This is a genomic window from Spirillospora sp. CA-294931 (genome assembly GCF_050946795.1).
GTDB lineage: Bacteria > Actinomycetota > Actinomycetes > Streptosporangiales > Streptosporangiaceae > Spirillospora.
In genome coordinates this window covers 203,929-230,453 of sequence record NZ_CP192006.1, presented here as the reverse complement: position 1 = coordinate 230,453, position 26,525 = coordinate 203,929, and the positions used below count along the sequence as shown (strand labels likewise).

At 72.0% G+C, this 26,525-nt stretch carries 25 protein-coding genes and 1 riboswitch; of the genes, 17 read left to right on the top strand and 8 right to left on the bottom strand.

Features of this window, described 5'->3' with window-relative positions; translation table 11 throughout:
- The first annotated feature begins 35 nt into the window (after positions 1-35).
- Positions 36-148: riboswitch (TPP riboswitch) on the top strand.
- The 3 genes from ACQPY4_RS01155 (at position 141) to ACQPY4_RS01145 (ending at position 4,341) form a co-directional block, all read left to right on the top strand.
- Complete coding sequence (locus tag ACQPY4_RS01155) at positions 141-1,487, top strand: purine-cytosine permease family protein (RefSeq protein WP_433331426.1); 1,347 nt, start codon at positions 141-143, stop codon at positions 1,485-1,487. It overlaps the preceding riboswitch by 8 nt.
- Before the next feature lie 109 nt (positions 1,488-1,596).
- On the top strand, positions 1,597-3,495 hold the full coding sequence (locus tag ACQPY4_RS01150; RefSeq protein WP_433331424.1) for a PAS domain S-box protein: 1,899 nt from the start codon (positions 1,597-1,599) through the stop codon (positions 3,493-3,495).
- A gap of 201 nt (positions 3,496-3,696) precedes the next feature.
- Entirely contained in the window at positions 3,697-4,341 is a 645-nt protein-coding gene (locus tag ACQPY4_RS01145) for an ATP-binding protein (RefSeq protein WP_433331422.1), read from the top strand.
- A 149-nt stretch (positions 4,342-4,490) separates the two neighbouring features.
- Here the strand turns inward: ACQPY4_RS01145 and ACQPY4_RS01140 are convergent, their stop codons facing one another.
- Positions 4,491-5,702, bottom strand: a complete 1,212-nt coding sequence (locus tag ACQPY4_RS01140; protein ID WP_433331420.1) for an arginine deiminase — start codon at positions 5,700-5,702, stop codon at positions 4,491-4,493.
- A 292-nt stretch (positions 5,703-5,994) separates the two neighbouring features.
- Between ACQPY4_RS01140 and tuf the strand changes: the two genes are divergently transcribed.
- Positions 5,995-7,170: an elongation factor Tu gene (gene tuf / locus ACQPY4_RS01135; RefSeq protein ID WP_433331418.1), complete on the top strand. Its 1,176-nt coding sequence runs from the start codon at positions 5,995-5,997 to the stop codon at positions 7,168-7,170.
- 236 nt (positions 7,171-7,406) lie between these two features.
- Here tuf and ACQPY4_RS01130 read toward each other — a convergent pair whose 3' ends face one another.
- Entirely contained in the window at positions 7,407-8,009 is a 603-nt protein-coding gene (locus ACQPY4_RS01130; RefSeq protein WP_433331416.1) for a TetR/AcrR family transcriptional regulator, read from the bottom strand.
- Between the two features lie 222 nt (positions 8,010-8,231).
- On the opposite strand from ACQPY4_RS01130, the gene ACQPY4_RS01125 reads away from it, so the two are divergent.
- On the top strand, positions 8,232-9,095 hold the full coding sequence (locus tag ACQPY4_RS01125; RefSeq protein WP_433331414.1) for an endonuclease/exonuclease/phosphatase family protein: 864 nt from the start codon (positions 8,232-8,234) through the stop codon (positions 9,093-9,095).
- Here the strand turns inward: ACQPY4_RS01125 and ACQPY4_RS01120 are convergent, their stop codons facing one another.
- The 3 genes from ACQPY4_RS01120 to ACQPY4_RS01110 form a co-directional block, all read right to left on the bottom strand.
- The gene (locus ACQPY4_RS01120; protein ID WP_433331412.1) at positions 9,096-10,652 is read right to left on the bottom strand and encodes a long-chain-fatty-acid--CoA ligase; all 1,557 of its coding nucleotides are present in this window, start codon (positions 10,650-10,652) and stop codon (positions 9,096-9,098) included.
- 90 nt (positions 10,653-10,742) lie between these two features.
- Complete coding sequence (locus ACQPY4_RS01115; RefSeq protein ID WP_433331410.1) at positions 10,743-10,913, bottom strand: hypothetical protein; 171 nt, start codon at positions 10,911-10,913, stop codon at positions 10,743-10,745.
- Between the two features lie 62 nt (positions 10,914-10,975).
- Positions 10,976-11,662: a hypothetical protein gene (locus ACQPY4_RS01110; RefSeq protein WP_433331408.1), complete on the bottom strand. Its 687-nt coding sequence runs from the start codon at positions 11,660-11,662 to the stop codon at positions 10,976-10,978.
- A 95-nt stretch (positions 11,663-11,757) separates the two neighbouring features.
- Here ACQPY4_RS01110 and ACQPY4_RS01105 point away from each other — a divergent pair, with 95 nt between their 5' ends.
- The 3 genes from ACQPY4_RS01105 (at position 11,758) to ACQPY4_RS01095 (ending at position 14,207) form a co-directional block, all read left to right on the top strand.
- The gene (locus ACQPY4_RS01105; protein WP_433331406.1) at positions 11,758-12,462 is read left to right on the top strand and encodes a response regulator; all 705 of its coding nucleotides are present in this window, start codon (positions 11,758-11,760) and stop codon (positions 12,460-12,462) included.
- Positions 12,462-13,577, top strand: a complete 1,116-nt coding sequence (locus ACQPY4_RS01100) for a sensor histidine kinase (RefSeq protein WP_433339248.1) — start codon at positions 12,462-12,464, stop codon at positions 13,575-13,577. The genes ACQPY4_RS01105 and ACQPY4_RS01100 overlap by 1 nt, the downstream gene beginning before the upstream one ends.
- Positions 13,578-13,646: 69 nt before the next feature.
- Positions 13,647-14,207 (top strand): hypothetical protein, encoded by a 561-nt coding sequence (locus ACQPY4_RS01095; protein WP_433331404.1) that lies wholly within the window; start codon positions 13,647-13,649, stop codon positions 14,205-14,207.
- A gap of 200 nt (positions 14,208-14,407) precedes the next feature.
- Here ACQPY4_RS01095 and ACQPY4_RS01090 read toward each other — a convergent pair whose 3' ends face one another.
- Positions 14,408-14,779, bottom strand: coding sequence for a hypothetical protein (locus ACQPY4_RS01090; protein WP_433331402.1), 372 nt, complete (start codon positions 14,777-14,779; stop codon positions 14,408-14,410).
- Between the two features lie 261 nt (positions 14,780-15,040).
- On the opposite strand from ACQPY4_RS01090, the gene ACQPY4_RS01085 reads away from it, so the two are divergent.
- From ACQPY4_RS01085 to mptB, 3 genes are all read left to right on the top strand, one after another.
- Positions 15,041-15,373: an STAS domain-containing protein gene (locus tag ACQPY4_RS01085; protein ID WP_433331400.1), complete on the top strand. Its 333-nt coding sequence runs from the start codon at positions 15,041-15,043 to the stop codon at positions 15,371-15,373.
- Positions 15,374-15,503: 130 nt separating this feature from the next.
- Entirely contained in the window at positions 15,504-16,196 is a 693-nt protein-coding gene (locus ACQPY4_RS01080) for a glycosyltransferase family 2 protein (RefSeq protein WP_433331398.1), read from the top strand.
- Positions 16,193-17,635, top strand: a complete 1,443-nt coding sequence (mptB, locus tag ACQPY4_RS01075) for a polyprenol phosphomannose-dependent alpha 1,6 mannosyltransferase MptB (protein WP_433331396.1) — start codon at positions 16,193-16,195, stop codon at positions 17,633-17,635. The genes ACQPY4_RS01080 and mptB overlap by 4 nt, the downstream gene beginning before the upstream one ends.
- Here the strand turns inward: mptB and ACQPY4_RS01070 are convergent.
- On the bottom strand, positions 17,520-19,727 hold the full coding sequence (locus tag ACQPY4_RS01070; protein ID WP_433331394.1) for a hypothetical protein: 2,208 nt from the start codon (positions 19,725-19,727) through the stop codon (positions 17,520-17,522). The genes mptB and ACQPY4_RS01070 overlap by 116 nt on opposite strands.
- A gap of 40 nt (positions 19,728-19,767) precedes the next feature.
- Here ACQPY4_RS01070 and ACQPY4_RS01065 point away from each other — a divergent pair, with 40 nt between their 5' ends.
- Genes ACQPY4_RS01065 through pheA form a run of 3 tightly spaced genes read left to right on the top strand, consistent with a single transcriptional unit; the run spans position 19,768 to position 22,502 of the window.
- Positions 19,768-21,069: a glycosyltransferase 87 family protein gene (locus ACQPY4_RS01065; RefSeq protein ID WP_433331392.1), complete on the top strand. Its 1,302-nt coding sequence runs from the start codon at positions 19,768-19,770 to the stop codon at positions 21,067-21,069.
- Positions 21,069-21,536, top strand: a complete 468-nt coding sequence (locus ACQPY4_RS01060) for a DUF4446 family protein (RefSeq protein WP_433339246.1) — start codon at positions 21,069-21,071, stop codon at positions 21,534-21,536. The genes ACQPY4_RS01065 and ACQPY4_RS01060 overlap by 1 nt, the downstream gene beginning before the upstream one ends.
- A 42-nt stretch (positions 21,537-21,578) precedes the next feature.
- Entirely contained in the window at positions 21,579-22,502 is a 924-nt protein-coding gene (pheA, locus tag ACQPY4_RS01055) for a prephenate dehydratase (protein ID WP_433331390.1), read from the top strand.
- 22 nt (positions 22,503-22,524) lie between these two features.
- Here pheA and ACQPY4_RS01050 read toward each other — a convergent pair whose 3' ends face one another.
- Positions 22,525-23,490, bottom strand: a complete 966-nt coding sequence (locus ACQPY4_RS01050; RefSeq protein ID WP_433331388.1) for a helix-turn-helix transcriptional regulator — start codon at positions 23,488-23,490, stop codon at positions 22,525-22,527.
- Between the two features lie 63 nt (positions 23,491-23,553).
- Between ACQPY4_RS01050 and ACQPY4_RS01045 the strand changes: the two genes are divergently transcribed.
- The 3 genes from ACQPY4_RS01045 to ACQPY4_RS01035 are packed head-to-tail and all read left to right on the top strand — an operon-like array spanning position 23,554 to position 26,410.
- Positions 23,554-24,666, top strand: coding sequence for an epoxide hydrolase family protein (locus tag ACQPY4_RS01045; protein ID WP_433331386.1), 1,113 nt, complete (start codon positions 23,554-23,556; stop codon positions 24,664-24,666).
- A gap of 4 nt (positions 24,667-24,670) precedes the next feature.
- Complete coding sequence (locus ACQPY4_RS01040) at positions 24,671-25,591, top strand: NAD(P)-dependent oxidoreductase (protein WP_433331384.1); 921 nt, start codon at positions 24,671-24,673, stop codon at positions 25,589-25,591.
- Between the two features lie 15 nt (positions 25,592-25,606).
- The gene (locus ACQPY4_RS01035; RefSeq protein WP_433331382.1) at positions 25,607-26,410 is read left to right on the top strand and encodes a class I SAM-dependent methyltransferase; all 804 of its coding nucleotides are present in this window, start codon (positions 25,607-25,609) and stop codon (positions 26,408-26,410) included.
- Positions 26,411-26,525: the final 115 nt, after the last annotated feature.

Here is a 26,525-nt window from a genome sequence, read left to right as displayed (position 1 = left end):
TTGCGGGGGTAAGGTCGGGGATGGCCGAAAACGGCCATCTGGAGCGCGGGAGCTCGGGACGACCGGGCTGAGAGGGCGACTGGACGCGTCGCCGACCGCATGAACCTGTCCGGGTAATGCCGGCGTAGGGAGCGTGTCGCATGACGCCTGCCGTCGAACTCACCAAGACCGAGGGGCCCCGCAACGAGGCCCCGTACACGCTGGACGAACCGGCCCCCAAGGTCCTGGGCTTCTGGGACCAGGGGGCCTTCTGGGCGAACCTCGGGGTGAGCCTGTTCGCGTTCTCCGGGGCCTACACCGTGCTCGCGCCCGACGTGAGCGGCAAGCCCACGCTGTCGATCGTCGCGGGCGCCGTCGCGATGATCGTCGGGACGGTGCTGGGCGGGCTGATGCTCGGCCTGGCCGCGGTGCCCGGCGCCCGCACGGGAAAGCCCGCGATGGTGCTGCTCAGGGGCCTGTTCGGTGCGAAGCTCTCGTACGTGCCGACCGTCCTGAACAGCGCGCAGCTGATCGGGTGGGGCACGTTCGAGCTGATCGTGATCGCCGACGCCGCCCGGCAGCTGTGGGACGGCGTGCCGCGCTGGGGCTACGTGGTCGCGGCCGGGGTGCTCACGACCGTGCTGACGATCTGGCCGCTGGGCTCGGTGCGGATGCTGCGGCGCTACGTCACCGCCGGGGTGCTGGTCGCGCTGGTCTACTTCTACGTCCAGCTGCTGCGTGAACCGCTCCCCGACCTGAACGAGGGAGAGTGGGGCGGGTTCTGGATCGGCGCGGACGCGGCGCTGGCGGTGTCGATCTCGTGGGTGCCCGTCGCCGCCGACTACACCCGGCACGCGCGCAGCGCCAGGAGCGCGTTCGGCGCCGCCGCCGTGGGCTACTCGTTCACCCAGATCGTGGCCTACCTGCTGGGGCTGCTGGCCCTGGCGCTGGTGGCGGGCGACTCCTCCAAGGTGTTCGACCCCTTCCTCCAGGTCTCGCTGGGCGCCCTGTTCTTCGCGATCTTCGTGCTCCGAGAGGCCGACCAGTCGTTCGCCAACGTCTACTCGACGGCCGTCTCGATCCAGAACCTGGTGCCGAGGGCCGACCGGCGGGTGCTGACCGTGGCGCTGGGCACCCTGATCACCGTCCTGGCGCTGCTGCTGGACATCGGCGACTACGCCTCGTTCCTGTCGCTGATCGGGTCGGTGTTCGTGCCGATGCTCGGCGTCCTGGCCGCCGACTTCTTCCTCGGACGGCGCCGCGGCGACTGGGACACCTCGCGCACGGCCCCCTCGCGATGGGGAATGATCATCGCCTGGGCCGTGGGCTTCCTCACGTACCAGATGATCTACCCGGGCACCGTGAGCTGGTGGGCGGGCTTCTGGACCGACGTCCAGGAGGCGGTGAACTTCACCCCGGAAAGCTGGATGAGCGCCTCGCTGACATCGTTCCTGGTGGCGGGGCTGGCGTCGGTGGTGGCCGGGAGGGTCGGCCGGGCCCGCGGGTGATTTGGGGCGATCGTCCCGCCCGAAGGGATGATTTTGCGGCGCCGGGCCCGCTGAAGTGGGAACCTTTCCACTGCGGTTGCCCGGCGGCGCGCCGAGATCCGGTGGCACGATGACTCCCGTGCGCACCCACGTCCACGATCCCATCGCCCGCGCCGTGCTCCAGAGCGCGGCGGACGCGATCGTGGCCGTCGACCACCGGCACCGGGTCACGGTGTGGAACCCGGCCGCCGAGCGGATGTTCGGCTGGCGGGCCGAGGAGGTCATCGGACGGGTCTCGCCGATCGTCCCCGACGAGCTGAAGGCCGAGCACAACGCCGTCCAGGAGCGGCTGCTCACGCGCGGCGAGAGCGGGCAGATCTCGTTCGCCACCCGCAGGTTCCACCGCGAGGGCGCGCTGATCGACGTCCGCATCGACACCAGCCTGCTCCAGGACCGCGACGGCGCCCTGCTCGGCTGGGTGGGCGTCTACCACCCGGTCGAGGAGGACGAGGTCGCCCAGCACCACATGGCCGAGCGGGCCCGGCTGGTCCGGCGGCTCGGCGACATCGTGGCCGACCTGAACGCCGAGCTCGACCTGGCCGTGGTCCTGGACCGGATCACCGCCGCGCTGATCGAGCTGACCGGCGCGGACGCGGGCGGGTTCGTGCGGATCGAGGACGACCGGCTGCGGCTGGTCAGCATGACCGGGCTTCCCGGGCACATGCGCGGCACGACGGCCCGCCTGCCCACGAGCCTGGTGGGCGAGCTGCTGCGGTCGGGCAAGACGGTGATGCTGGCGACGGGGGAGCAGCGGCTCGGCGACCTGGTCTGGTCGGAGCTGCCGGGGCTGCACACGATCGCGCTCGGCCTGTCGTTCCTCCAGAACCAGCCCTACGGCGCCCTGTACGCGCTGTTCTCCGGCCGCAAGGTCGGGCACACCGAGCTCGAACTGCTGGAGCTGCTGGCGGGCCACGCCGGGGTGGCGGTCGGCAACGCGGTCGCCTACGCCGAGGTCGTCCGGCAGCGGGCGCACGAGCGTGCGGTGATCGACGCCAGCGCGGACGGCATCGCGGTGCTCGACCGCGACGGCGTCGTCCGGCAGTGGAACCCGGCCGCGCACACGCTGACCGGCGTGCCGCCGCTGGAGGCGATCGGCCGGCGGCTGCCGTTCGAGGTGCCCGAACCCGGCGAGATGCTGACGTTCCCCCTGGAGTCGGGCGTCTGGCTCAACGTCCTCGCGGCGCGGATCGAGGAGACCGGCGAGGTCGTGGTCGACTTCCGCGACGTCTCGGAGGCCAAGGCGCTGGAGGAGGCCAAGGACCTGTTCCTGGCCACCACGAGCCACGAGCTGCGCACGCCGGTCACGGTCGTGCAGGGCTTCGCCAGCACGCTGGTCAACCGGTGGGACGAGCTGGCCGACGCCGACCGGCGTGCCGCCGTGGCCACCATCGCCGAGCGGGCCCAGTCGCTGGGACGCCTGGTGGAGCATCTGCTGCGGGGCTCGCGGGCGGGGGCCGACGAGCTGTCGGTGACGATCGAGTCGTTCGACCTGGCCCGCGTCCTGTCGGGCGTGGTGGCGGGGTTCCGGTCGCTGTCGGGGGTGCACCAGGTCGAGCTGGAGATCGCGCCCGGCCTGCCTTCGGCGCGGGGCGACGCGATGGCCACCGACATCATCCTCGGCCAGCTGCTGGAGAACGCGTTCAAGTACTCGCCGGACGGCGGCACCGTGACGGTCAGGGCCGAGGTGCAGGGGCCCGAGCTGGTGATCACCGTCGAGGACGAGGGGATCGGGATCGCTCCCGGCGACCATGACCGGATCTTCGAGCGGTTCGTCCAGGGCGAGGCGGGCGACCGGCGCCGGTTCGGGGGGATCGGGCTCGGTCTCTACATTGTGAAACGCCTCACAGAAGCGCAGGGCGGACGGATTTCGGCCCACCCCGCGGCGCCCGTTACGGCACCAGACTCGGGGAGCGGAAAAACGGCCTCACCCGGTACGCGCATGCGGCTTGCGCTGCGACGAGCCGACTGATCGCCCCCAGCGCGGTCTGACAATGATCTTGAAAGCCGGTGACTTGCGTGACGAGAGGAAATCTCTGCGTCACGGGAGTGTGACGGACGAAACGGAAGCGTGAGGAGTAAATCCGCCGTTGGCTGGATAGATCCTAGGTTGTTTGCGGTCGACGACGGGGTCCCGAAATGCGGTTCATACGGGGGTGAAGACCGTGACCGGATGGTCGGTCGCTCGTTGTGCGGTTGGCGGTGTGTTGCGCTCCGGTTTCCAGTCCTGTTTCAGGACCCGCACTTCCGGGCATTTCGGTCGTACCGGAAGAGGAACGGCGGGGACCGTCCGAGCAGAGGGATTCAGGGGGAGGTGAGGGCGTCGAGCGTCGTACTGCTGCCACATGCGCCGTCCAGCGTCGCGGTCGCCCGAAGGCGCCTCAGCTCAGAGTTGGTCGCATCCGGAGTCTATGAATCCGCCGTCGAGGACGTCTGCGTGATCGTCAGCGAGTTGCTCAGCAACGCCCTGCGGCACGCCAGGCCGCTCCCGTCCGGGCAGCTCAAGCTTTCCTGGCGGCGCCGGGGTGACCTGCTGGAACTGGCGGTCGACGACGGAGGCGCCATGACCGAGCCCCGCCGGGGGCCGGGAACTCTGTCGTCCCTGGGCGGACGCGGGCTGGGCATCGTCGAGGCCCTCTCCGAGGGCTGGGGCGTGCGCCACCACGACGGAGCGACCACGGTATGGGCCCTGGTCAACGCGCCGCAGACCACCAACGCGGCCAACGGTGCACTACCGCCGCGGGCCGCCCACGCGGTCCTTCCCAAGCTTCCCGAAGGGCCGGATGAACGACATCTGGCGCGTCACAATTTCAACTAGGGCGCACCCCACCTAGTCGGACACCCGCCCGACCTTGTATGGTCCTCTTCAAGCTCGGGCGCTGTCGTGCCCCCGTCGACACCGCCCGAGCTGCCAACGTTCCGAAGGCCCTCGTGACGGAAAACGATCACGAGGGCCTTCGTGTTCCCTCAGCCGGACGGTTCTTCCCGGAAGATCGGGCACGACATGCACCGCGGCCCGCCGCGGCCCGTCCCGAGCTCGCTCCCGCTGATCCGGATCACCTCGATGCCCGCGGCCTCCAGCTGGGCGTTGGTCTCGATGTTGCGCTCGTAGGCCACCGCCACGCGCGGCGCCAGCGCGAGCGTGTTGTTGCCGTCGTCCCACTGCTCGCGCTCGGCGGTGACCGGGTCGAGCCCGGTGTCGATCACCTTCAACCGGTCCAGCCCCATCGCCTCGGCCGCGGCCTCCAGGAACGGGCGGGGCTCGGTCACCCGGAGATCGCCGTTGGCCCCCGTCACCGTGTAGGCGGTCAGCGAGTACGCCACCGGCGGATACATCACCACGGTGTCGGCGTCGACCATCGTGCAGACGGTGTCGAGGTGCATGGTCGCCCGCTCCTGGGCGATCGGCACCGCCAGGACGGTGTGCGCCAGCCCCGCCTCGAAGACCTGCCGCGCCAGCCGCTCGACCCCGGCCGGGGTGGTGCGCTCCCCCGTCCCGACGGCGAGCACCCCCGGGGAGAGCAGCAGCACGTCCCCGCCCTCGACGTGCTCAAGCGAGGGGTCGTAGAGCCGCGTCACCCCGGCGAAGCGCGGGTGATGGGCGTAGATCAGCCCGGTCAGCGCCGACTCCCGGTGCCGCGCGGGCATGGCCAGGCTCGTCACCGCCACCCGATCGCCGATCCACACCCCGCTGTCGCGCGTGAACAGCAGCCCCGGCAGCGGGTCGACGATGAAGTCGAGCCGGTCCATCAGCCGGTAGACCAGCCCGTGCGCGGTCTTCAGCTCCTCGTGCGCCAGCCCGGCGATCAGCGTGTGGGCCAGGTCTTCGGAGTCGAGGTCGCGCAGATAGCCCCGCACGACCCGCCGCAGCTGATCGCCCCAGCGGTTGTCGTCGATCACCCCGGCGATCGCCTCGTCGCGCGCCGCCCCGTACTCCAGGGCGTCCTGGAGCAGCTCGGTGACGTACAGGACCTCGACGCCCCGATCGCGCAGCGCCTGCGCGAACGCGTCGTGCTCCTCCTGCGCGCGCCCCACCCACGGGATCGCGTCGAACAGCAGCTTGTCGCTGTTGCGCGGGGTCAGCCGCTTGAGCTCGGCGCCGGGACGGTGCAGCAGCACCGTCCGCAACCTGCCGACCTCGCTGGTGACCTTGTGCTGGTGCGTCGTGGTTTCCGTCACATCGGCAGTTTAGGTCACGGATGGATCACGCCCGAAAATCGGTCGACTCCCGGGCACCCGCCCTCGTACGCTCGCGGCATGTTCACCGCGACCGGTATCCGCACCGCGCTCTTCAGCGCGGTCCCGGTCGCATGCGTGGCAGCAGAGGCGGCAGCCGCCTTCGACGGCGCACGAAGCTGACCCCTCTCCGTCCCACCTCCGGAGAACCAGCGGAGGGGGGTGGTCACCAGACCGCGGGCCCTTCGCCCGCGGCGGTTCTCACGTTCCAGCCAGGATCAAGTGAGGACACGTCATGGCCAAGCAGCTCTACGAGCGCGCCAAGCCGCATCTCAACATCGGCACCATGGGGCACGTCGACCACGGCAAGACCACCCTGACCGCCGCGATCACCCAGGTGCTCGCCGCGCGCGGGCTGGCCTCCGCCGTCCCGTTCGACGGGATCGACCGCGCCCCCGAGGAGCGCGACCGAGGCATCACCATCAACGTCGCGCACGTCCACTACGAGACCGCCACCCGGCACTACGCCCACGTCGACATGCCCGGCCACGCCGACTACGTGAAGAACATGATCACCGGTGCGGCGCAGATCGACGGCGCGGTGCTGGTGGTCTCGGCCCAGGACGGCGCGATGCCGCAGACCCGGGAGCACATCGTGCTCGCCCACCAAGTGGGCGTCCGCCACATCGTGGTGGCGCTCAACAAGGCGGACGCGATCGACGACCCGGAGCTGCTCGACCTGGTCGAGCTGGAGGTCCGCGACCTGCTGTCCGAGTACGGCTTCCCCGGGGACGAGATCCCGGTCGTCCGGGTGTCGGGCCTGCGGGCGCTCGAGGGCGACCCGTACTGGACGTCCAGGATCGGGGAGCTCCTCGACGCCATCGACGCCTACGTCCCGATCCCGGACCGCGTCCTGGACCGGCCGTTCCTCATGCCGGTCGAGAACGTGCTCACCATCACCGGGCGCGGCACCGTCGTGACCGGCGTGGTGGCGCAGGGCGCGATCCGCGTCGGCGACGCCGTCGAGGTCGTCGGGCTCGGCGAGACCTTCGGGTCGGTCGCCACCGGCCTGGAGACCTTCGGGCAGTCGATGGGGCACGCCGAGGCCGGTGACAACACCGCGATGCTGCTGCGCGGCGTCAAGCGGGACCAGATCCGGCGCGGCCAGGTCATCGGCGCGCCCGGCTCGATCCGGCCGCACACCCGGTTCCGTGCCCGGGTGCGCGTCCTGACCGCCGAGGAGGGCGGGCGCAGCCGCCCGTTCTTCCACGGCTACCGCCCGCAGTTCCACTTCCGCACCACCGACGTGGTCGGCACCGTGGACCTGGGCGGCGACGGCCGCATGGCGCTCCCCGGCGACTCCCTGGAGCTGTCGGTCGAGCTGGGCAAGCCGGTGGCGATGTCCGAGGGCCTCGGCTTCGCCATCCGCGAAGGCGGCCGCACCGTAGGCGCGGGCACGGTGTTGGCCTGAGGGTCCCAACCCTCAGACTCCCAGGCCGGGTAGTGGCGCCATCCTCGGTCGCTGGCGCTCCCTGCGGTGGCACCACTACCCGGGCGGGGGCTCCCGCCCCCACGCCCCCGGCTCGGGGGCTCCGCCCCCGAGACCCCCTTGGGGCTTCGCCCCTCGCCCCCCCGGGGGGCTGAGGTTTGTGCTCAGGCTGGGGCGCTCTCACCAACGGGCGGGGGCTAACGCCCCCGCCCGTTTGGTTACGGCTTGTGGGGTGGGCGGGGGTGGAGGCCGGTGTCGAGCATGTCCATGATCATGTCGGCGGTCGCCGTGAGCTCGTGGTCCGGGATCTGGCCGGAGGTGACCATGGCGATCAGGCCCTGGGTGACGCAGCGGAGGGTCAGGGCGATCAGCTCGGGTGAGGGGCCGGTGATCATGCCTGCGGCCATGGCCTCCTCGATGGCGCCGGTGAAGGCGGCGTGGGTGGCGGCCTCGGCGCGGGCGAGGGCGGGGTGGGCGGCGCGGTCGGGGCCGCCGGGGTCGAACATCAGGCGGCTCAGCTCGGGTTCGGCCGTGGCGAAGGCCAGGTAGGCATGGCCGAGGTGGCGAAGGCGTCGCATCGGGTCGGTGGCGGTCGTGGCGAAGTGCCCGGCCAGTTCTTCGAAGCCTTCGGTCATCAGGGCCGCGAGCAGGGCGTCCTTGTCGGGGAAGTGACGGTAGGGGGCGGCCGAGGAGACGCCCGCCCTGGACGCGAGGGCGCGCAGTGACAGCCCGCTCGCGCCCTGGTCGCGCAGCATCTCGCGGGCGGCGGTCAGGAGGGCGCGGCGGAGGTCGCCGTGGTGATATCCGGCCTTGCCTCCCACTCCGACCCCCTCAAGTAAGCGGCGCTAACTCTAGTCGGGGCGTCCGAACGGACACCAATTGTCTAAAGGGTGAGTAATAAAGGCCGAACTCCTGGCGAGTTGGATCTTGATGTGGTGAGATTTCCGGCGTCACCCCCGCTGACCCCTCAGCCCCCATATGGAGATTGTGTGCGAGCCCCCCGCGCTCTCATCCCCCTGTTCGCCGTTTGTGGAGCCGGAGCGGTGGTCGTCGCCGCAGGCGCCGGTGCCGCCATCGACGGGAGCCCGGACATCGGGCCCCTGCATGGCGACGCGCCCCGCGAGGTCTCCGCGTCGGACGTCACGCTCAACGCGATGACCTGGAACGTGTGCGGTGACGGCGCCCCCGATTGCCCGAGCGGGATCCGTCCGGCGGACGTGGTCAAGAAGATCACGGCCCTGATGAAGGGCGGCGTCGCGGGCGGGCAGAAGGTCACGGCGAACGTGGTGATGCTCCAGCGGGTCTGCGAGGGCCAGCTCAAGTCCCTGCGCCAGGGCGGGCTCCGCTCGTGGAGCTGGGCGTTCGCGCCCTCGCGTCCGGCCAAGGGCAAGACCGCCGTGTGCGGGGGCGGGCAGGGCCAGTCGGGCGTCGCGCTCGGCACCGAGCGCAAGCTGTCCGGCGTCCAGCGGGTGGCCCTCCCCTCGCCCGCGATCGAGAGCCGGACGGCGCTCTGCGGGACGGTCGCCGCGTGGAGCACCCGCGTGTGCACCGCGCGCCTCAGCTCGGCCGCGAAGGGCGACGACCCGCGCGGCGAGTGGCGCGAGCGGCAGACCCAGGCGCTGGCGGGGCTGCTGAGCGGTCCCCGGGCCGTCCTCGGCGCCGACCTGGTCGACCCGCCGAACACCGCTCCGCTCGACGTCCTGTACCGGGGCTTTCGCGAGTGCGGGCAGGGGCCCAAGGGCGAGCGGACCGGCGCGGGCACCCGCCAGGACGGCAAGGGCCGCGCCGTGGACAAGGTCGACTACCTGTTCACGACCAAGTCGGCGCAGGTCACCTGTGGCGTCCCGGCCGCCCCGATGTCGGCGGCCACGCACCGGCCCCTGTACGCCTCGGTCCACTTCTCCTGATCAGTGGACGGCGCGGTCCTGGCCCTTCCAGTACGGGGCGCGCAGCCGGCGCTTGAGGATCTTGCCGGTGGGGTTGCGCGGGATGGCGTCGCGGCGCTCGACCGTGGTGGGGCACTTGAAGTGCGCCAGCCGCTCGCGGCAGTAGTCGATCAGCTCGCGGTCGTCGGCGTCCTCGCTGAGCACCACGATGGCCTTCGGGGTCTCGCCCCATTGGTCGTCCGGGACGCCGATCACCGCGCAGTCGCTGACCTTCGGGTGGCTCATCAGGACGTTCTCGACCTCGGCCGGATAGATGTTCTCCCCGCCTGAGATGATCATGTCCTTCACCCGGTCGTGGATGAACAGGTAGCCGTCCTCGTCGAGGTAGCCGGCGTCGCCGGTGCGGAACCAGCCCCCGTCCAGCAGCGCCGAGGCGGTGGCCTCGGGCATGCCCCAGTAGCCCTTCATGTTCTGCGGCGTCCGGCAGAGGATCTCGCCGACCCGGCCGGACGGGACGTCCTCCAGCGTGGCGGGGTCGACGATCCGCAGCTCGCAGGTGGGGCTGGGGATTCCGGCGCTGCGCAGCCGGTGGGCGTTGGGGCCGCCGGGCTCGTGGTCTTCGGGCGGCAGGTGGGTGATGGCTCCGGCGGTCTCGGTCAGGCCGTAGACCTGGAGGAACGAGGTGCCCGGCAGCATCGCCATGGCGCCCGCCAGCACGTCGTCGCTGATCGGGGACGCGCCGTACAGCAGCACCTTCAGACTGGACAGGTCGGTCTCGGCGACCTCGGGCATCAGCTGCATGAACTGCAGCAGGACCGGGACGAGGAAGATGTGGGTGACGCCGTGGCGCTCGATGTCGCGGGCGATGGCGACCGGATCGGGCTCCCGGACGATCACGCCGGTGATGCCCTCGAAGATCACGCCGATCGCCAGCGCCGAGCCCGCGATGTGGTACATCGGCATCGCGACCATCAGGACCGAGTCGCCGCCGATGCTCCAGACCCGCTGGGTCGTGCCCATCAGCGACAGCAGGTTGTCGTGGGTGAGCATGACGCCCTTGGGCAGGCCCGTCGTGCCCGAGGAGTACAGCTGGACGAAGACGTCCGCCCCGTCGGCGCCGTGCGCGGGCGGCGCGCCCTCGGCCGCGTCGATCCAGGCGGCGTAGTCGTGACGACCGTGCCCCGAGCCGCCCGCGACCACGATGAGCGCGGTGTGCTCCAGCTTCCCGGAGATCGCGTCGAGCACCGGCACGAACTCGGGACCGACCACGAAGACCTTGGCCTGGGCGTTGTTGACGATGTAGGCGACCTCGTCGGGCGCGAGGCGGTAGTTCACCGGGACCTGGACGGCGCCCGCGCGGGCCGCCCCGAAGAGCACTTCGGCGTACTCCAGGGAGTTCTTGTCCAGGATGGCGACGCGGTCGCCCGGGACGACCCCGGCCGCCGCGAGCGCCGCCGCGACCCGGTCGGCCCGCCGGTCGAACTCCCCGTAAGTGATCTGTGTTTCGCCCGCGTGGAAGGCGATCCGGTCCGGGTGCCGCTCGGCCCGCTCGCGCAGGACATCGGTCAGGTTGCCCACGAAGGCCCCTCTCGCCAGTGACCCTATCTGCGCATCATGAAGTCACCGGCGGGAGACGGCAAGGGCTTCGCCCCAGGTCATCGCGTTCGATCAGGTCTTCTTCGCGAGCTTGGAGACGGTGATCACCCCGAGCACGACCAGGACGGCGATGAATCCGAAGAAGAAGAACGTCTTCAGCATGGAGAGGATGGCCCCGACCGCGGTCAGCAGCAGCCATCCGGCGAGTACGACACCGACGATTGTCAAGATTGTCCGACCCATGCCCCAAACCTAATCGGCGGGCACCGGGCCGTCATCACTCCAGAGGAGGACCCTGCGGAAGGCTAGAACCCGCCCGGCGGCGGAGGACCACCCTGAGGGCCACCCGGGGGCTGCCCCTGAGGCGGGAAGGACGCGCCGGGGTAAGGCTGCTGCGCGGGCGGCCCCGGGTAGGGCGGCTGACCAGGGAAAGGCTGCTGCTGCCCCTGGAAGGGCGGCTGTCCCGGGAAGGGCTGCTGCCCGGGGAAGGGCTGGGAACCGCCGCGCACACCTCCCGAGACCATCGCCACCCGCACAGCCGCGACACCCCCTCCGGCCAGCAGAGCGAGCACCACGTCGAGCAGGCCCCACGCACTGGACACGTCGGTCAGCGCCCGGATGATCCATCGGAGGTCGATGTGCTCGATCAGGTGGTTGTTCTTGATCACCGACCACGCCAGGATGCCGAAGAGGTTCGCGACCCGGAAGGCCACCAGGGCGGCGGGCGCCGCGAGGAGGATCGCGAGCGGCCCCCGGGGACGCAGCGGCAGCACCGACGCCCCGGCGAGCCCGCCGACGAACAGCGCCACCAGCGCGAACAGCGCCTGGAGGGCCAGGCTGTCCTGGACGCCGAAGATCAGCCCGCCGGCACCGCCCACCGCGAGATAGAAGATGGTGATCACCACCGTCCCGACCGCCGTCGCGATCGCACCGCCGATCGCGATCGCGCCGAAGACGGCGCCGGGACTCGAATCGGGACGTGTCTGGACCATGCGGCCATTAAACAGATCTTCCCGACCGTCCGGCCAGTTCTTACGAGGTGGTGACGCGAACGGACCGGCGGGCCGTGGCCGCGTAGCGTTGGACCGTGACGACCTCCACCGACCCGACCGGCCGCATCCTGGTGGTCGACGACGACCCCACCGTGGCCGAGGTCGTGGCGCGCTACCTGGCCCGCGACGGACACGACGTCGAGTGCGTCGCCGACGGCGTCCACGCGCTGCGCCGGGCTCTGGAGAGCGAGCCCGACCTGGTCGTCCTGGATCTCATGCTGCCCGGGATGGACGGCCTGGAGATCTGCCGCAGGCTCCGCGCGACCTCGGCCGTCCCGATCGTGATGCTCACCGCGCTCGGCGCCGAGACCGACCGCCTGGTCGGGCTGGAGACCGGGGCCGACGACTATGTCACCAAGCCGTTCAGCCCGCGCGAGCTCGCGCTGCGCGTCCGCTCGGTGCTGCGCCGGTCGCTGGCGACCGTCCCGCCGGGCGGCGGCGTGCTGACCGACGGCGACCTGGTCGTCGACGTGGGCGCGCACGAGGCGTTCCGGGACGGCGAGCGGCTGTCGCTGACCGCCCGGGAGTTCGACCTGCTGGCCTTCCTGCTGCGGCACCCCCGCCAGGCGTTCACCCGGGAGCGGCTGCTCGAACGCGTGTGGGGCTGGTCGTTCGGAGACTCGTCCACGGTGACGGTCCACGTCCGGCGGCTGCGGGAGAAGATCGAGGACGACCCCACCGCGCCCGGCCGCATCGTCACCGTGTGGGGCGTGGGCTACCGGTACGAGGGGTCGGCGTGATGCTCACCGTCGAGGACCTGCTGTGGGTCGTCTGGTACGCGGCGCTCGCCGCGACGATCGTCGCGGGCTTCGGCCTGCTGCTGCTGCACCTGCTCAGGTCCCGGTCGGTGGCGACCCAGCTGCTCGTGGTGGGCGCCGCGACCGTGCTGGCGACGCTGTCGGGCATCGTGGTGATCTCGCTGATGATGATGCTCAGCGAGCACGACCGCACGGTCGCGCTCTCGGTGGTCACGGCCGCCGGACTGGTGGCCATGGCCGTGTCTTTCCTGCTGGGACGGCGTCTGGTGGCCGCCAACCGGGCCCTGGTCGACGCGGTGCGGCGCGACCCGTTCGTCCCGCCGGACGTCCGGCTCCCGGCCGAGCTGGCCGAGCTCTCGCGCGAGCTGGGCGCGGCCTACGAACGGCTCGCGGCCGGGCACGAGCGCGAGCAGGCCCTGGAGGCGAGCCGCCGCGAGCTGGTGGCGTGGGTGAGCCATGACCTGCGCACGCCGCTGGCCGGGCTGCGCGCGATGGCCGAGGCGCTGGAGGACGGCGTGGTGGCCGACCCCGGCACCGTCCACGACTACCACGGCCGGATCCGCACCGAGGTCGACCGGCTGACCGAGATGGTGGACGACCTGTTCGAGCTCTCCCGGATCCATGCCGGGGCGCTGCGGCTGTCGCGGCGGAAGGTCGGGCTCGACGATCTGGTCGCCGAGGCGGTCTCGGGGACCGAGCCGCTGGCCAGGGCCAAGCGGATCACGCTCCACGGCGACGTCCGCGCGGGACTGCCCGTCCAGGTCGACACGGCCGAGCTCGGCCGGGCGCTGCGCAACCTGGTGGTGAACGCGATCCGGCACACGCCGGACGACGGGACGATCGAGATCATCGGCGAGATCCGGGACGGCGAGGCGCTGGTGACGGTGGCCGACGCGTGCGGCGGCATCCCCGAGCAGGACCTCCCCCGGGTCTTCGAGGTGGCCTTCCGTGGCGAGGCGGCCCGGACGCCGGGCGGCGGCGCCGGGCTCGGGCTGGCGATCGCGCGCGGGATCGTCGAGGCGCACGCGGGGGACATCGGGGTGAGCAACGCCGGGCCCGGCTGCCGCTTCGTCGTCCGGCTCCCGCTGAACGCCTGACCCGCCGCCGGCTGGGAAAGTGAACGCTGCTAACATCCGGCCCAAGCGGCGTTGACTTGCGGAGCGACCATGCGCGACGGCACGGCGACGGACGTCCTCGACACCTTCCTCCCTCGTCCCGACTTCGTGGAGCGGCACTCGATCCTGATCCAGGCACCGCCGCAGAAGGTGTGGGACGCCGTCCACGCGTTCGATCTGTCCGGCTCCCGGGTGACCAAGGCTCTGTTCGCCGGCCGCGGCGCCATCGCACGGCTGCGCCACGGCCGGGCCCAGAGCGACCTCCCGACCGGCCTGAACTCGCAGACCCCGCTCGCCGACATGCCCCCGCATCTGGTGGTCCGGGGACTCGCCGGACGCTGGTGGACGTTCGGCGGCGACAACGTCACCCTGAACGACGCCGACGAGTTCCTCGCCTTCACCACCCCCGGGTACGCCAAGGCCACGTTCAGCTTCGAGCTCGTCGAGACCGACGACGGCGGCACCCGCCTGGTGACCGAGACCAGAGTCCTGGCCACCGACGCCGCCGCCCGCCGCGTGATGGGCCGCTACTGGCTGCTCATCCGCCCGTTCAGCGGCGCGATCCGCCGCATCATGCTCCGCCGCGTCCGCACCCTCGCCACCGCAACCTGACGCCCCGCACCCTGACCCCCGGCGACACCCAGGCCGCTGACAAACCCCGCGCCGGCCCCAACCACGCGCGCGATTGCGTTAACTAACCGGGGAAGCGAAGCCGAAGGCGAGCTTCCCCGGTTAGATCGCGGAGCGATGCAGCAATCGCCAAATCACGGTCACCGAAGCGAGCCGCCAGGCGAGCGTAGGTGGGCCGGGATTTATTTCAACACCGCGTCGTCGATGGCGCGGAACGTGGGGCAGGGCCAGCGCCACATGCAGGCGCGGCAGCGGCGGATGGGGCTGCGGGGGTCGCTGGTGATGCCTCCGGCGTCCTGCGGGCGGTGCAGGTCGAGGAGGCGGAGCCCCAGCTCGGTGAAGTTGAGCACCTCGTCGCGGGCGCCCGCCAGGAACGCCAGGTCTTCCCGGGAGAGCCGCGTGCGGATGGGGACGTAGCCGGATTTGTTGATCAGCCGGGACAGGTACTGGGTGGACGCGCGCCACGAGTTGGACTTCTCCGAGCGCGCCCTGATCGCCTCCAGGCGGTCGCGGAGGCGCGCCTCGCGCGGATCGGCGCCCTGGTCACCCCTCATGTGCGCTCGCCGGGCCTCTCCTGCTCTTGCCGCTGTTGCACCCCTTCAGCCTCCCTCACTCGGCGGCCGGACGAAGGCCGAATTCCGCAGTTCGCGGAGACACGGAGGGCGGTCCGCACGCCGGTGACCGGGGGATTTCCGGCTTACTCCCGCATAGCGGGCGTGATGTTCACCCGGGATGCCCCGTTCGGACACGCCGCGAAACACGGGACTTGCCGGACTCTCTGGCCCGGGCGCCGCGAGCCAGCTAAAGTGCCGGGCGTGGAGCTAAACGTCTCGACTGCGTCTCAGGGAGGTCACGCCGTCGTCACAGCGACCGGCGAACTCGACCTGTACACCGCGCCCAGGCTGCAGGGGGCGCTCGCCGGATTGCTGCGCGACCAGGTCGACCGCATCGTGGTCGACCTGAGCGGCGTGGAGTTCTGTGATTCGACGGGCATGAACGTGCTGCTCGCGGCCATGAAGCGGCTCAAGGAGCAGGGGGGCTCTCTCGAACTGGCCGCCCCGCGCCCGGCCGTACGGCGCATCCTGCAGGTCACGGGGCTCGACACGGTCTTCACCGTGTGCGACGCCGTGCCCGCCCTGGACGGCTGATCGATCCCAGCCCATCCGTCCTCGACCGGCGGCCCGCGGAGCGACCACTCCGCGGGCCGCCGTTTGTGTCGGGTTCGCGGGGTTCTGTGGACGGGGAGTGAGCGGGTGGGGGCGTCGGTACGATCCAGCTATGCAGGATGTAGCGGTGATCATCCCGGCCAAGAACGAGGGCGACCGCATCGCGGCGACCGTCAAGGCTGCCCTTGAACTTCCCGGAGCCGACCTGGTCGTGGTGGTGGACGACGGGTCGTCCGACCGGACCGGCCTGATCGCCCGGGAGGCCGGGGCCCGGGTGGTGCGGCACAGCCGCAACCGGGGCAAGGGCGCCGCGATGGAGAGCGGGGCCGAGGCCGTGCGCCTGCTGGCGCCCGAGCGGCACCTGCTGTTCCTGGACGCCGACCTGGGCGAGACCGCGCGCGACGCCGCGCCGCTGGCCGCGCCGGTGCGCGCGGGCGAGGCCGACATGACGATCGCGGTGTTCTCCACGACCGTGAAGCTCGGCGGGCACGGGTTCGTGGTCCGGCTCTCGCGCGACGGCATCCGCCGCGCGTCCGGGTGGCAGGCCACCCAGCCGCTGAACGGGCAGCGCTGCCTGACGCGCGCGGCCTTCGACGCCGCGCTGCCGCTGGCGCCCGGGTTCGGGGTCGAGACCGCGCTCACGATCGACCTGGTGCGCAAGGGCTTCCGGGTGACCGAGGTCGAGGTGCCGCTCTCGCACCGGGCCACCGGCACCGACTGGCGGGCCCAGGTGCACCGGGCCCGGCAGTTCCGCGACGTGGCGCGGGCGCTCGCGGTGCGCGAGCTGCGCGGCCGCCGGTCGTGACCTCGCGCGGACCGCTGGGCCTGGCCGCGATCGGCACGAGCCTGGCCTGCTTCCTGCTGACCTCCTTCCTCGGCCCGTCGGTCATGCAGCCGGCGCTGGCGGGCGAGGACGGCCACCCGCCCTTCTCGCTGGACGTCCACCCCTCGCCCTACCTGGTGATCGGGCTCGTCGTCGCGGGCATCGTGACCGGGACGGCCGGGATCGGGCTCTGCCTGCACGCCGTGCGGCACGGCTGGCGCTGCCGTCCCCGCGCGCTGATGGGGGCGGGCCTGGTCGCGGCGGCCGCGTTCGCCGTGATGCCCCCGGTCGGCTCCGGCGACCACCTCAACTACGCCGCCTACGGGCGCATGGCGGTGCTCGGCCACGATCCCTACACGACCCGGGCGGTGGACCTTCCCGGCGATCCGGTCATCGGCGAGGTCGAGGAGTGGCGCTCCACACCGTCGGTGTACGGGCCCATCGCCACCGCGCAGGAGGCGTTCGCCTCGTGGACGGGCGGCGACTCGATGCGGCTGACGGTCTTCGTCCTCTCGCTGGTCAACGCGCTGGCGTTCGCGCTGACGGCCTGGATCCTCTACCGGACGGCCCGGTCGGACGAGCGGCGCCTGCGGGCGGCGCTGCTGTGGACGTGCAACCCCCTGCTGCTGTTCCATCTGGTCGCGGGCGCGCACAACGACGTCCTGGCGATCGCCCCCATGGCGCTAGCCCTGGCCGTCGCCGGACGCTGGGCCTGGCTGGCCGGGGCGCTGGTGGGCGCGGGGGCCGCCCTCAAGCTTCCCGCCGCGCTCGTCGGCGGCGGACCGGCGTGGGTCTGGTTCAAGGAGCGCTCGTACGTCCGGCTGGCGGCCCTGGGCGCGGGCGCCGCGATCGTGGCGGGCACCGCGTTCGTCTCGGCCGGGTCGCACGCGTTCGACCAGGTGAAACGGGCCTCGAACTCGGTCTCGTGGGCCACGCCCTGGCACCTGCTCGACCCGCTCACACACCGGAACGTCATCAAGATCGGGTTCCTGCTGCTGATGGTCGCGCTGGTCGTCCTGCTGGTGCGGGCGCTGCCGCGCGAACCGGCCGAGGACGAGCTCGCCCGCTCCCGGCGGATCGCGGCCGCGCTGGTGCTGGCCTGGCTGTTCGCCGCCCCCTACGAGCTGCCCTGGTACGACGGCTTCGCCTGGGCGGTGCTCGTGCTGATCCCGTGGTCGCGGTTCGACGCGATCCTGCTGGCGCACACCGGGCTGCTCAGCCTGGGCTACCTGCCCGCCCGCGACCCCAAGCTGATCGACCTGCCCGGCTCGCTGTCGTGGCTGGTCACGGTCGTGCGCCCGTGGGTCATCCCGCTGGCGCTGACCGGGGTTCTGGCCGCTCTGATCGCTCTGTGCCTTCGTCGGCGTCCAGTTCCAGAGCACGCACCACCGCCGCGAGCAGCAGCGGGGTCGCCAGGCTGACGGTGACCGAGAGGATCACCACGCCGGAGTCGTTCACCAGCGTGCCGACCACGCCGACGGTCAGCGCCGAGATCAGCGCCGGACGCATCGCGATGCTCCGCGCGTAGGCCCGGTCGAGCAGCGACGCCCGCCACCTCCCCGGCCTGGCCAGCACGAAGTACAGGAACCCGATGGCCCCGGCCAGCCCGATCGTGAACGGCCAGTAGCCGAGGCTGCGCAGCATCGCGCGGAACTTGCGGAGCACCACGTCCCACGCGTCCCCGTCCATCAGGTCCTGCCAGAAGCGGCCGAGGTGCGTGGGGTTGTCCGACTGCGCGTTCACGAACGAGATCAGCAGCACGACCGCCGCCCCGGCCACGCAGAACAGCCCGAGCTTGAGCAGGGAGACCCGCTGCCCCGCCAGCATCAGCCCGAGGACGCAGAACGCGGGCACCATCGCGATCACGCCGCCGAAGTCGCTGCCGAAGGCCGGGGCCCCATCGATGCCGACCGCGACGACGCCGACGACCGCGACGACGGCGATCGCGAGGCGGCGGCGCCCGTCGCGCAGCGGGTACTCCGCCAGCCAGGCGGCGGCCAGGATCGCCGCCACCGCGAACAGCGCGAACGCCTGGTTGCCGAAGCCGTAGAACCGTCCCGCGACCAGGGCCGTGTGGCCCATGAGGGCCTCCATCTGGAGCCGCGAGCCCGTCATGACGTCCAGCGCGAGCACGGCGGCGGTGGCCGCCGCGACGATCAGCCCGGGCATCGTCACCGAGCGGCGCCACGAACCGGCCACGGCCAGCGCCACCAGCACGGCGCTGAACGCCGTGACCGCCGCGATCAGCGCCGGGACGGGATGGTCGGTGCGCCACCACGGCACGAGCCCGGCCAGGAACGTCGCGATCGGCGCGCCCGCGCCCAGCAGCGCGATCAGCCGCGTCCCGACCAGGATGCGGCCCCGCGCGGACGGGCCCTTCCAGCGACGGCGCAGCGCCAGCGCGGCCAGGCCGTACACGGCGAGCTGGACGCCGCCGAGCACCCAGAAGAACGAGCCCGCGATCCGCCGCCTGGCCTGGGCCGCGACATCGTCGTCCTCCAGCGCCTCCACCTTGTCGAGCGTCCCGGTCTCGTCGACGGGACCGGTCGGCTCGTCCTTCCACACCGAGCCGACGGCGTCCTTGGGCTGGTGCAGCCCGAGCACCTTCAGCGTGGTCGCGGTGAGGTCGGTGAGCGTGACCATGCCGGGCTGGCGCGTGGCGCTCGACGACAGGTAGCCGGGCTTGAAGCCGGGGCCCTTGGCGATGGCGACGCGCAGGTGGGGGATCAGCCCGTTGTCGGCCAGCCCCGCCACCAGGACGGTCGTCCCGGCGGGGACGGCCGCGAGCACCTGCCCGACGCGGCGGTCGGCGGCGGCCGCAGCGGCGGCGCGCTTGGCCGTGTCCAGCGGCTTCTGCGCGCCTTCGGCGTCCACACCGGTCGCGACGTGGGCGCGGAAGACGTCGTCGATGTCGACGGCGGCGAGCCGGTAGCGGGACCAGTCGCCCGCCGCGACCTTGTCGGGGGACGGGGCGTATCGGGCGACCTTGCCGTACCGGTCGGCCAGGCCGAACACCGCGCCCGGCCCGACCGCGAGCGTCGCGCCGCGCACGGCCTGGCCGAGCAGCCCGACCTTGGCGTGGTAGTCGCCGCCTTCGTTGTCGGCCCTGATCGCCCCCCAGCCCGGCGCGGTCGCCGCCCCCGCCGCCGGGACGCCGACCGGGGCCGAGGGCAGCACGCAGTCTCCGCCCGCCAGCCGGGCCCGCTGCCCGGCGGAGAGCGTCAGCCAGCCGTCCGTCGGGCAGGTGTTGGACCTGGTCGCGCGGATGCTCAGCGCACCGGCCGCGCCCTGGCCGGTCAGCCCCCACAGGTGCGGCGTGCGCTTCTCGCCGATGTCGCTCCAGGCCAGCCCGGGAACACCGATGATCACGACCCGCCCGCTCTCGGCGTTGGCCCCCGGGGCCTGGGCCAGGAAGACGGAGGCGAGGCCCACGATCATGATCAGTGTCGCCGACGCCCTCAGCGCGAACCTGGAGGACCTCGGCGTGCGGACTTCAGCCCCCCGTTTCACCATGGGTCAAGATTAGTAGGCGGCTTACGCCAGGATGGGGCCCATGGGTGCACGCAACCAGAAGCCGGCCGCGCGCCGGGGCGCGCCGGTGGAGCCGCTGATCCTCGCCGCCGGGATCGCCATCGCGCTGGCCGCGATCGCGCCGATCGTCGTGCACTGGCTCACCAACCCGCCCGACCAGCGCCTGGTCGACCTGGAGGTCTACCGGGACGGCGGCCGCGCGGTCGTGCGGGGCGCGCCGCTGTACGACGTGCTCACCCAGCCGCCGCAGTTCCTGCCGTTCACCTATCCCCCGTTCGCCGCGCTGCTGGCCGTCCCGTTCACGCTGATGTCGTGGAAGGCCTCGCAATGGGTCTGGACGGCGATGATCTACATCGCGCTGGTCACCGTGGTGGCCTACGCGTTCCGCGACCTGATCCGCCGGACCGGACGCTGGTGGCCGATCGCCGGGGGCGTCCTGGTGGGGGCCATGGCCTGGCTCGTCCCCGTCTACGACCAGATGCGGTTCGGGCAGGTCGGGCTGTTCCTGATGGCGTTGTGCCTGGCCGACTGCGCCACCGAGCGCGCGCGCTGGCCGCGCGGCCTGTTCATCGGGCTCGCGGTCGCGATCAAGCTGGTGCCGGGCGTGTTCCTGATCTACCTGTGGGTGGTCGGACGCCGCGACGCCGCGTGGAACGCCGTCCTCACCGCCGCCGTGGTGACCCTCGGCTCGTTCGCCGTACTGCCCAGCGACTCGGCCGACTTCTGGTTCGGGGCCCTGCTGGAGGGCGGCGACCGCACCGGCGCCGTGAACGGCACCACCAACCAGGCCATCAACGGGCTGATCGCGCGGGTCGACCCGCCGAGCCCCCTGGGCACCCTGCTCTGGCTGGTCCTCGGCGGCGTCATGGCCTACTACGGGTACAAGCTGTCGCGACGCGCCACCCTGGCCGCCGACGAGCTCACCGGCCCCGACTCCTACAGCGCCAGGCTCGCCGGCATCGGCATCGTCGGCCTGCTTTCGGTGCTGCTGTCCCCCGTGGGCTGGATCCATCACCTTGTCTGGATTATCGTGATCGTGGGCGCTCTGGCCGGAGATGGGCGAGACACGCGCAGATGGCGGATCGCCGCGCTGGTCTGGCTCTACTTCCTGTTCCCCCTCCCTTGGTGGGGGACCAAGCTGATCGGCCCCGAAGACCCGCTGATCTCGGTGATCGTGGGACGGATCGTCCAGCACTCGTTCGGCATCGCCGCCGTGATCCTTGTCATGATCATGGGTGTCTGGCTGGTCGACCGGCTCCTCAACAGGCCGGTCAAGCCCGGTTCTTCGCGCAACGACGCAGGTGTCGGTACGCTCACCCCGTGATGCTTGTGGCGGTGGCCGTAGCCGGCCTGGTCGCCGGCGTGGCCGGACTCTCCCTGGCGCTGGTGGCCCACAATCGGGTGAACCAGGTCGTCGAAGAGTGCGCCGAGGTGCTCAGGCGGCAACTTCAGGTCGCCACCGGATCGATCGACAACCAGGCGCTGCGCGATCTCGCGATCGTCCACTACGACGCCCTGGCGGAGATGTCGGGGCACCGGTCGTTCTCGCTCGCCCTGCTCAACTCGGCGGGCGACGGCGTCGTGCTCAGCTCGATCAACGGCCGCACCGAGACCCGCACCTACGCCAAGGTCATCAGGGACGGGAACGCGGTCGAGACGCTCTCCCCCGAAGAGAACCAGGCCCTGCGCGCCGCCCGCCTGGGCAAGGGCCCGGCCGTCTCCATGGACGACCCGCTGCCCGACTTCGGCGCCGCCCGCGCCTCGTCCAACGGCCACCACGGCGCCACGTAGACTCGGTCCCCTCACAACCGTCCGCGCCGGAGCACACGCCCCATGCCACAGACCTTCGGATTCCTCGGCCCTCGCGGCACCTTCACCGAGGCGGCCCTGCACCGCTTCCCCGAGTCCGCGGGCGCCGAGACCCGTCCGTACGCCACCGTCCCGGCCGTCCTGGACGCCCTGCGCCGCGACGAGATCGGCACGGCGGTCGTGGCGCTGGAGAACTCCGTCGAGGGCTCGGTCCCCACCACGCTCGACGAACTGGCCACCGGCGAGCCGCTCCAGATCGTCGGCGAGGTCCATCTCCCGGTCTCGTTCGCGCTGCTGGTACGTCCCGGCACCGCCTTCGCCGACATCAAGACCGTCGCCTCACACCCGCACGCCCAGCCCCAGTGCCGCCGCTGGCTGGCCGAGAACGTCCCCGACGCCGAGTGGCGTGCGGCCACCTCCAACGCCGAGGGCGCCCAGCACGTCGCCGACGGCCACTACGACGCGGCCCTGGCCGGGTCGTTCGCCGCCGCCCGCTACGGCCTGTCGATCCTGGCCGAGGACATCCACGACGTCGCCGACGCCGTCACCCGCTTCGTGGCCCTGCGCCGCCCCTGCGCCCCGCCGGAGCCCACGGGCATGGACCGCACGACGGTCGTCGCCTTCATCGGCGAAGACCACCCCGGCGCCCTGCTGGAGATCCTCACCGAGTTCTCCGTCCGCGGCATCAACCTGACCCTCATCCAGTCCCGCCCCACCGGAGCGGGCCTCGGCTCCTACCTGTTCTGGATGGACTTCGAGGGCCACGTCTCCGACGCCCGCGTCGGCGAGGCCCTCATGGGCCTGCGCCGCGTCTGCGCCGACGTCCGCTACCTCGGCTCCTACACCCGCGCCGACCAGGTACGCCCCGACATCCGCCGCGGCACCCACGACACCGACTTCACCGAAGCCTCCGCCTGGCTCACCGCCATCCGCTTCGGCCACCCGTAAACGCCCCACTCCCTTCGGGGGGCTACGTGGATGTGCGGTGAGAGGCGGCTTTGTAGCGGGTGGCGAGGGTGGACAGGTGGTCGGCGAGTTCCTGGGGGGTCAGGACGGTGAAGTCCAGGTTGAGGCTGCCCAGGTAGGACGCCAGGTCGTGGATGCGGTCGCCGCCGGTGGTGAACAGGCAGGTCGTTTCGGTTTCGGGTTCGAGGACGCCGGCTTCCGGGGGGACGTGATCGGCGGCCTTCTCGGCGGAGACGTGGAAGCGGATGCGGGCCTGGTGGCGCCAGGCGGATGAGCCGACGCCGCGCATGACGTAGGTGGCGGCGTCGCCTTCGGGGGGTTCGCGCGGGGTGAAGCGGGGGCCGTTGGGGGTGCGCAGGCGCATGCGGTCGACGCGGAAGGTGCGCCAGTCGGCGCGGCGGGTGTCCCAGGCGACCAGGTACCAGAGGCGCCCGGTGTGGACGAGGCGGTGGGGGTCGGCGGCCCTTTCGGTGGCCTCGCCGTGGCGGTCGAGGTAGTCGAAGCGCAGGCCCACGTGGTCGCGGGTGGCGGCGGCTATGGCGGTGAGGGTGTCGGCGTCGACGGTGGGGGTGCCGCGCTGGACGGAGACCATGGCCGACTGGAGCGCCGTCACCCGGTGCCTGAGGTGGGACGGGAGCATCTGCTCCAGCTTGGCCAGGGCGCGGACGGACGTCTCGCCGATGCCCGCGACGGTGCCCGAGGCGGCCGTGCGGAGGCTCAGCGCCACGGCCACGGCCTCGTCGTCGTCCAGCAGGAGGGGCGGCAGGCGTCCACCGGCGCCCAGGCGGTAGCCGCCCGCGGTGCCCGTGGTCGACTGGACCTGATAGCCGAGGATGCGCAGGCGTTCCATGTCGTTGCGGACGGTGCGGGTCGTGACGTCCAGGCGGTCGGCCAGGTCGGCGCCCGACCAGTCGGGACGGGATTGCAGGAGCGACAGCAGTTTCAGCAGGCGGACGGAGGTCTCCAACATTCCGCCGATTCTGCCGTAGGTTGAGGAACGAGAGCTTCCGCAAGGGCCTCTAGCGTGGGTTCCATGAGCAACGAGATCAGGACCTTCCGCATCGACGTTCCCCAGGCCGAGCTCGACGAGCTGCGCGAGAGGCTCGCACGGACCCGGTGGCCCGTCACCGAGGGCGTCGGGTGGAGCCGGGGCGTCCCGGCGGGATACCTCAAGGGGCTGGCCGAGTACTGGCGCGACTCGTTCGACTGGCGGGCCCAGGAGGCGAAGCTGAACGAGCTTCCGCAGTTCACGACCGAGATCGACGGGCAGACCATCCACTTCGTCCACGCGCGGTCGAGCCGCGAGGACGCGATGCCGCTGATCCTCAACCATGGCTGGCCCGGTTCGCCCGCCGACTTCCTGAAGGTCGTCGGGCCGCTGACCGAGGCCGGGTTCCACGTCGTGGCGCCTTCGCTGCCGGGCTACGGGTTCTCCACGCCGGTCCGCGAGACGGGGTGGGGCGTCAACCGGTCGGCCGCCGCGATGGTCGAGCTGATGGCGCGCCTCGGGTACGAGCGGTACGGGGTTTATGGCTTCGACCTGGGCTCCGGGGTCGCCAACACGATGCGGCTGCTGGCGCCCGAGCGGGTGGTGGGCATCCACTTCTCGGTGGCCGGGCCGGACGACATGATCGGCGTCGTCGCGGCCGACGGGACGATGTCGGTGCGTCCCGGCCCGCTGGCCGGGCCCGACGGGATGGGGTCGTTCCAGATCCAGTCCACCAGGCCGCAGACGCTCGCCTACGGCTTCGCCGACTCCCCGGTGGCCCAGCTCGCCTGGATCGTGGAGAAGTTCAAGGAGTGGACCGACCCCGCGGCCGAGCTCCCCGAGGACGCCGTCGACCTCGACCAGCTCCTGGCCAAGGTCACGCTCTACTGGGTCGAGGGCACCGGCGCCTCGGCCTCGCACTTCGCCTACGAGCTGCGGCAGGACCTCGCGAACCTGGTGAAGGGGAGCGACGAGGCGGGCGCCGTGCCGGTCGGGTTCGCCGAGTTCGCCAGCGACCCGGCGATCCGTCCGCTGGTCGACCCGGGCGGGATTGTCGGGCACTGGAGCCGGTTCGAGCGGGGCGGGCACTTCCCCGCGATGGAGGTCCCGGAGCTGCTGGCCGCCGATCTGATCGCGTTCTTCGGCGGCCTACGCTGACGGGGTGACGATCACGCCGCGGGTGCTGCTGCACTACGACATGGACCACACCGAGCCCGGGATGGACATCGTGACCTGTCCCGAATACGACGACGAGCGCCTCCGCGAGCTGCTGCCGGACGTCCAGGTGATCTGGCACGTGCTGCGCCCGATCGGCGCCGAGGACATGGACCGCGCCCCCGGGCTCCGGCTGATCCAGAAGCTCGGCAGCGGCGTGAACACCATCGACCTGGACGCCGCCGCCGAGCGCGGGATCGCGGTGGCGAACATGCCGGGCCGCAACGCCAGGGCCGTCGCCGAGACCTCGCTGCTGCTGATGCTCGCGGCGCTGCGCCGTCTGGTCACCTTCGACCGCCTGACCCGGGAGGGACGCGGCTGGCCCCCCGGCCGCGCCATGGTCGGTGGGGAACTGGCCGGGCGGACGGTCGGGCTGCTCGGCGGCGGCGAGATCGCCGGGCTGCTGCGCGAGACGCTGGAGGCCCTGGGCGCCCGCGTCCTGTTCACCTCGCGCCGTCCCCGCCCGGACGACCCGGCCTGGCGCGAGCTGGACGACCTGCTGCGCGCGTCCGACATCGTCTCGGTCCACATCCCGCTGACCGACGAGACGCACCATCTGCTCGACCGGCGGCGGCTGGCGCTGCTGCCGCCCGGCGCGATCGTGGTGAACACCGCGCGCGGTCCCGTGATCGACGAGGCCGCGCTGGTCGAGGCGCTGGCGTCCGGGCACCTCGGCGGCGCCGGGCTCGACGTCTTCGAGGAGGAGCCCACCAAGGCGGACAACCCCCTGCTCGCCCTCGACAACGTCGTGGTCATGCCGCACGTGGCGTGGCTGACCCGCGAGACGTGGGCGCGCTATTTCGAGGTCGCGGCCGAGAACGTTCACCGGCTCGCGTCGGGCCGGGACCTGCTGTACCGGGTGCGCTGACCGTACGCTGCGGGAGTGACTACCGACTTCGATACTTACGAACGAGACCTCTGGGCCGGGCGCGCGGAGGCCTACGAGCGCGTCTTCGCCAAGCTGACGGCGCACATGGTCGGCCCGCTGCTCGACGCGGCCTCGGTCGGCGCCGGGACGCGGGTCCTGGACGTGGGCGCCGGGCCGGGCATCGTCTCGGCCGAGGCCACCCGCCGCGGCGCCGAGGTGAGCGCGCTGGACGCCGACCCCGGCATGGTCGAGACCGCCAGGCGCAACGTCCCCGGCCTCGACGTCCGGGTCGCCGTGCTGCCCGACCTGCCCTTCGAGGAGGGCACGTTCGACGCCGTGGTCGGCAACTTCGTGATCAACCATGTCGGCCGTCCCGGCGAGGTGATCGGGGAGCTGCGCCGCATGCTGCGTCCGGGCGGGCAGCTCGCGCTGACCTGCTGGCAGATGCCGGGCGGCGTCCCCACGGTGGTCGCCGACGCGATGGAGGAGGCCGGCGTCGTCCGGCCGGACGACATCCCGGAGCCGCCGTTCCAGGAGCACGCCGAGCGCGGCGCCTTCGAACGGCTGGTCGCCGGGGCGGGCTTCCCCGGCGCCACCGCCGTGGACGTGAAGTGGGACCACCGGGTCGACCCCGACCTCTGGTGGGAGGGCACCATGGCCCGCGTCGGCACCAACGGCGTCATCCTCGGCCGCCAGGACGAGGCCACCCTCCTGCGCGTCCGGGCGGCGTTCGACCGCCTGGTCGCCGTCTACGTCGGCGACGACGGCCTGGCCACGCTCCCGGCCCACGCCCTGCTCGCCCACGGCGCCCGTACTTAGTCGCGGTTCTCCACGCCCACCTGATCATTCACTCCGGCCCTTGAACTATCAGCGACCTCGGCCCCGCGCGCGATTGCGTTAACTAACCGGGGAAGCGAAGCCGAAGGCGAGCTTC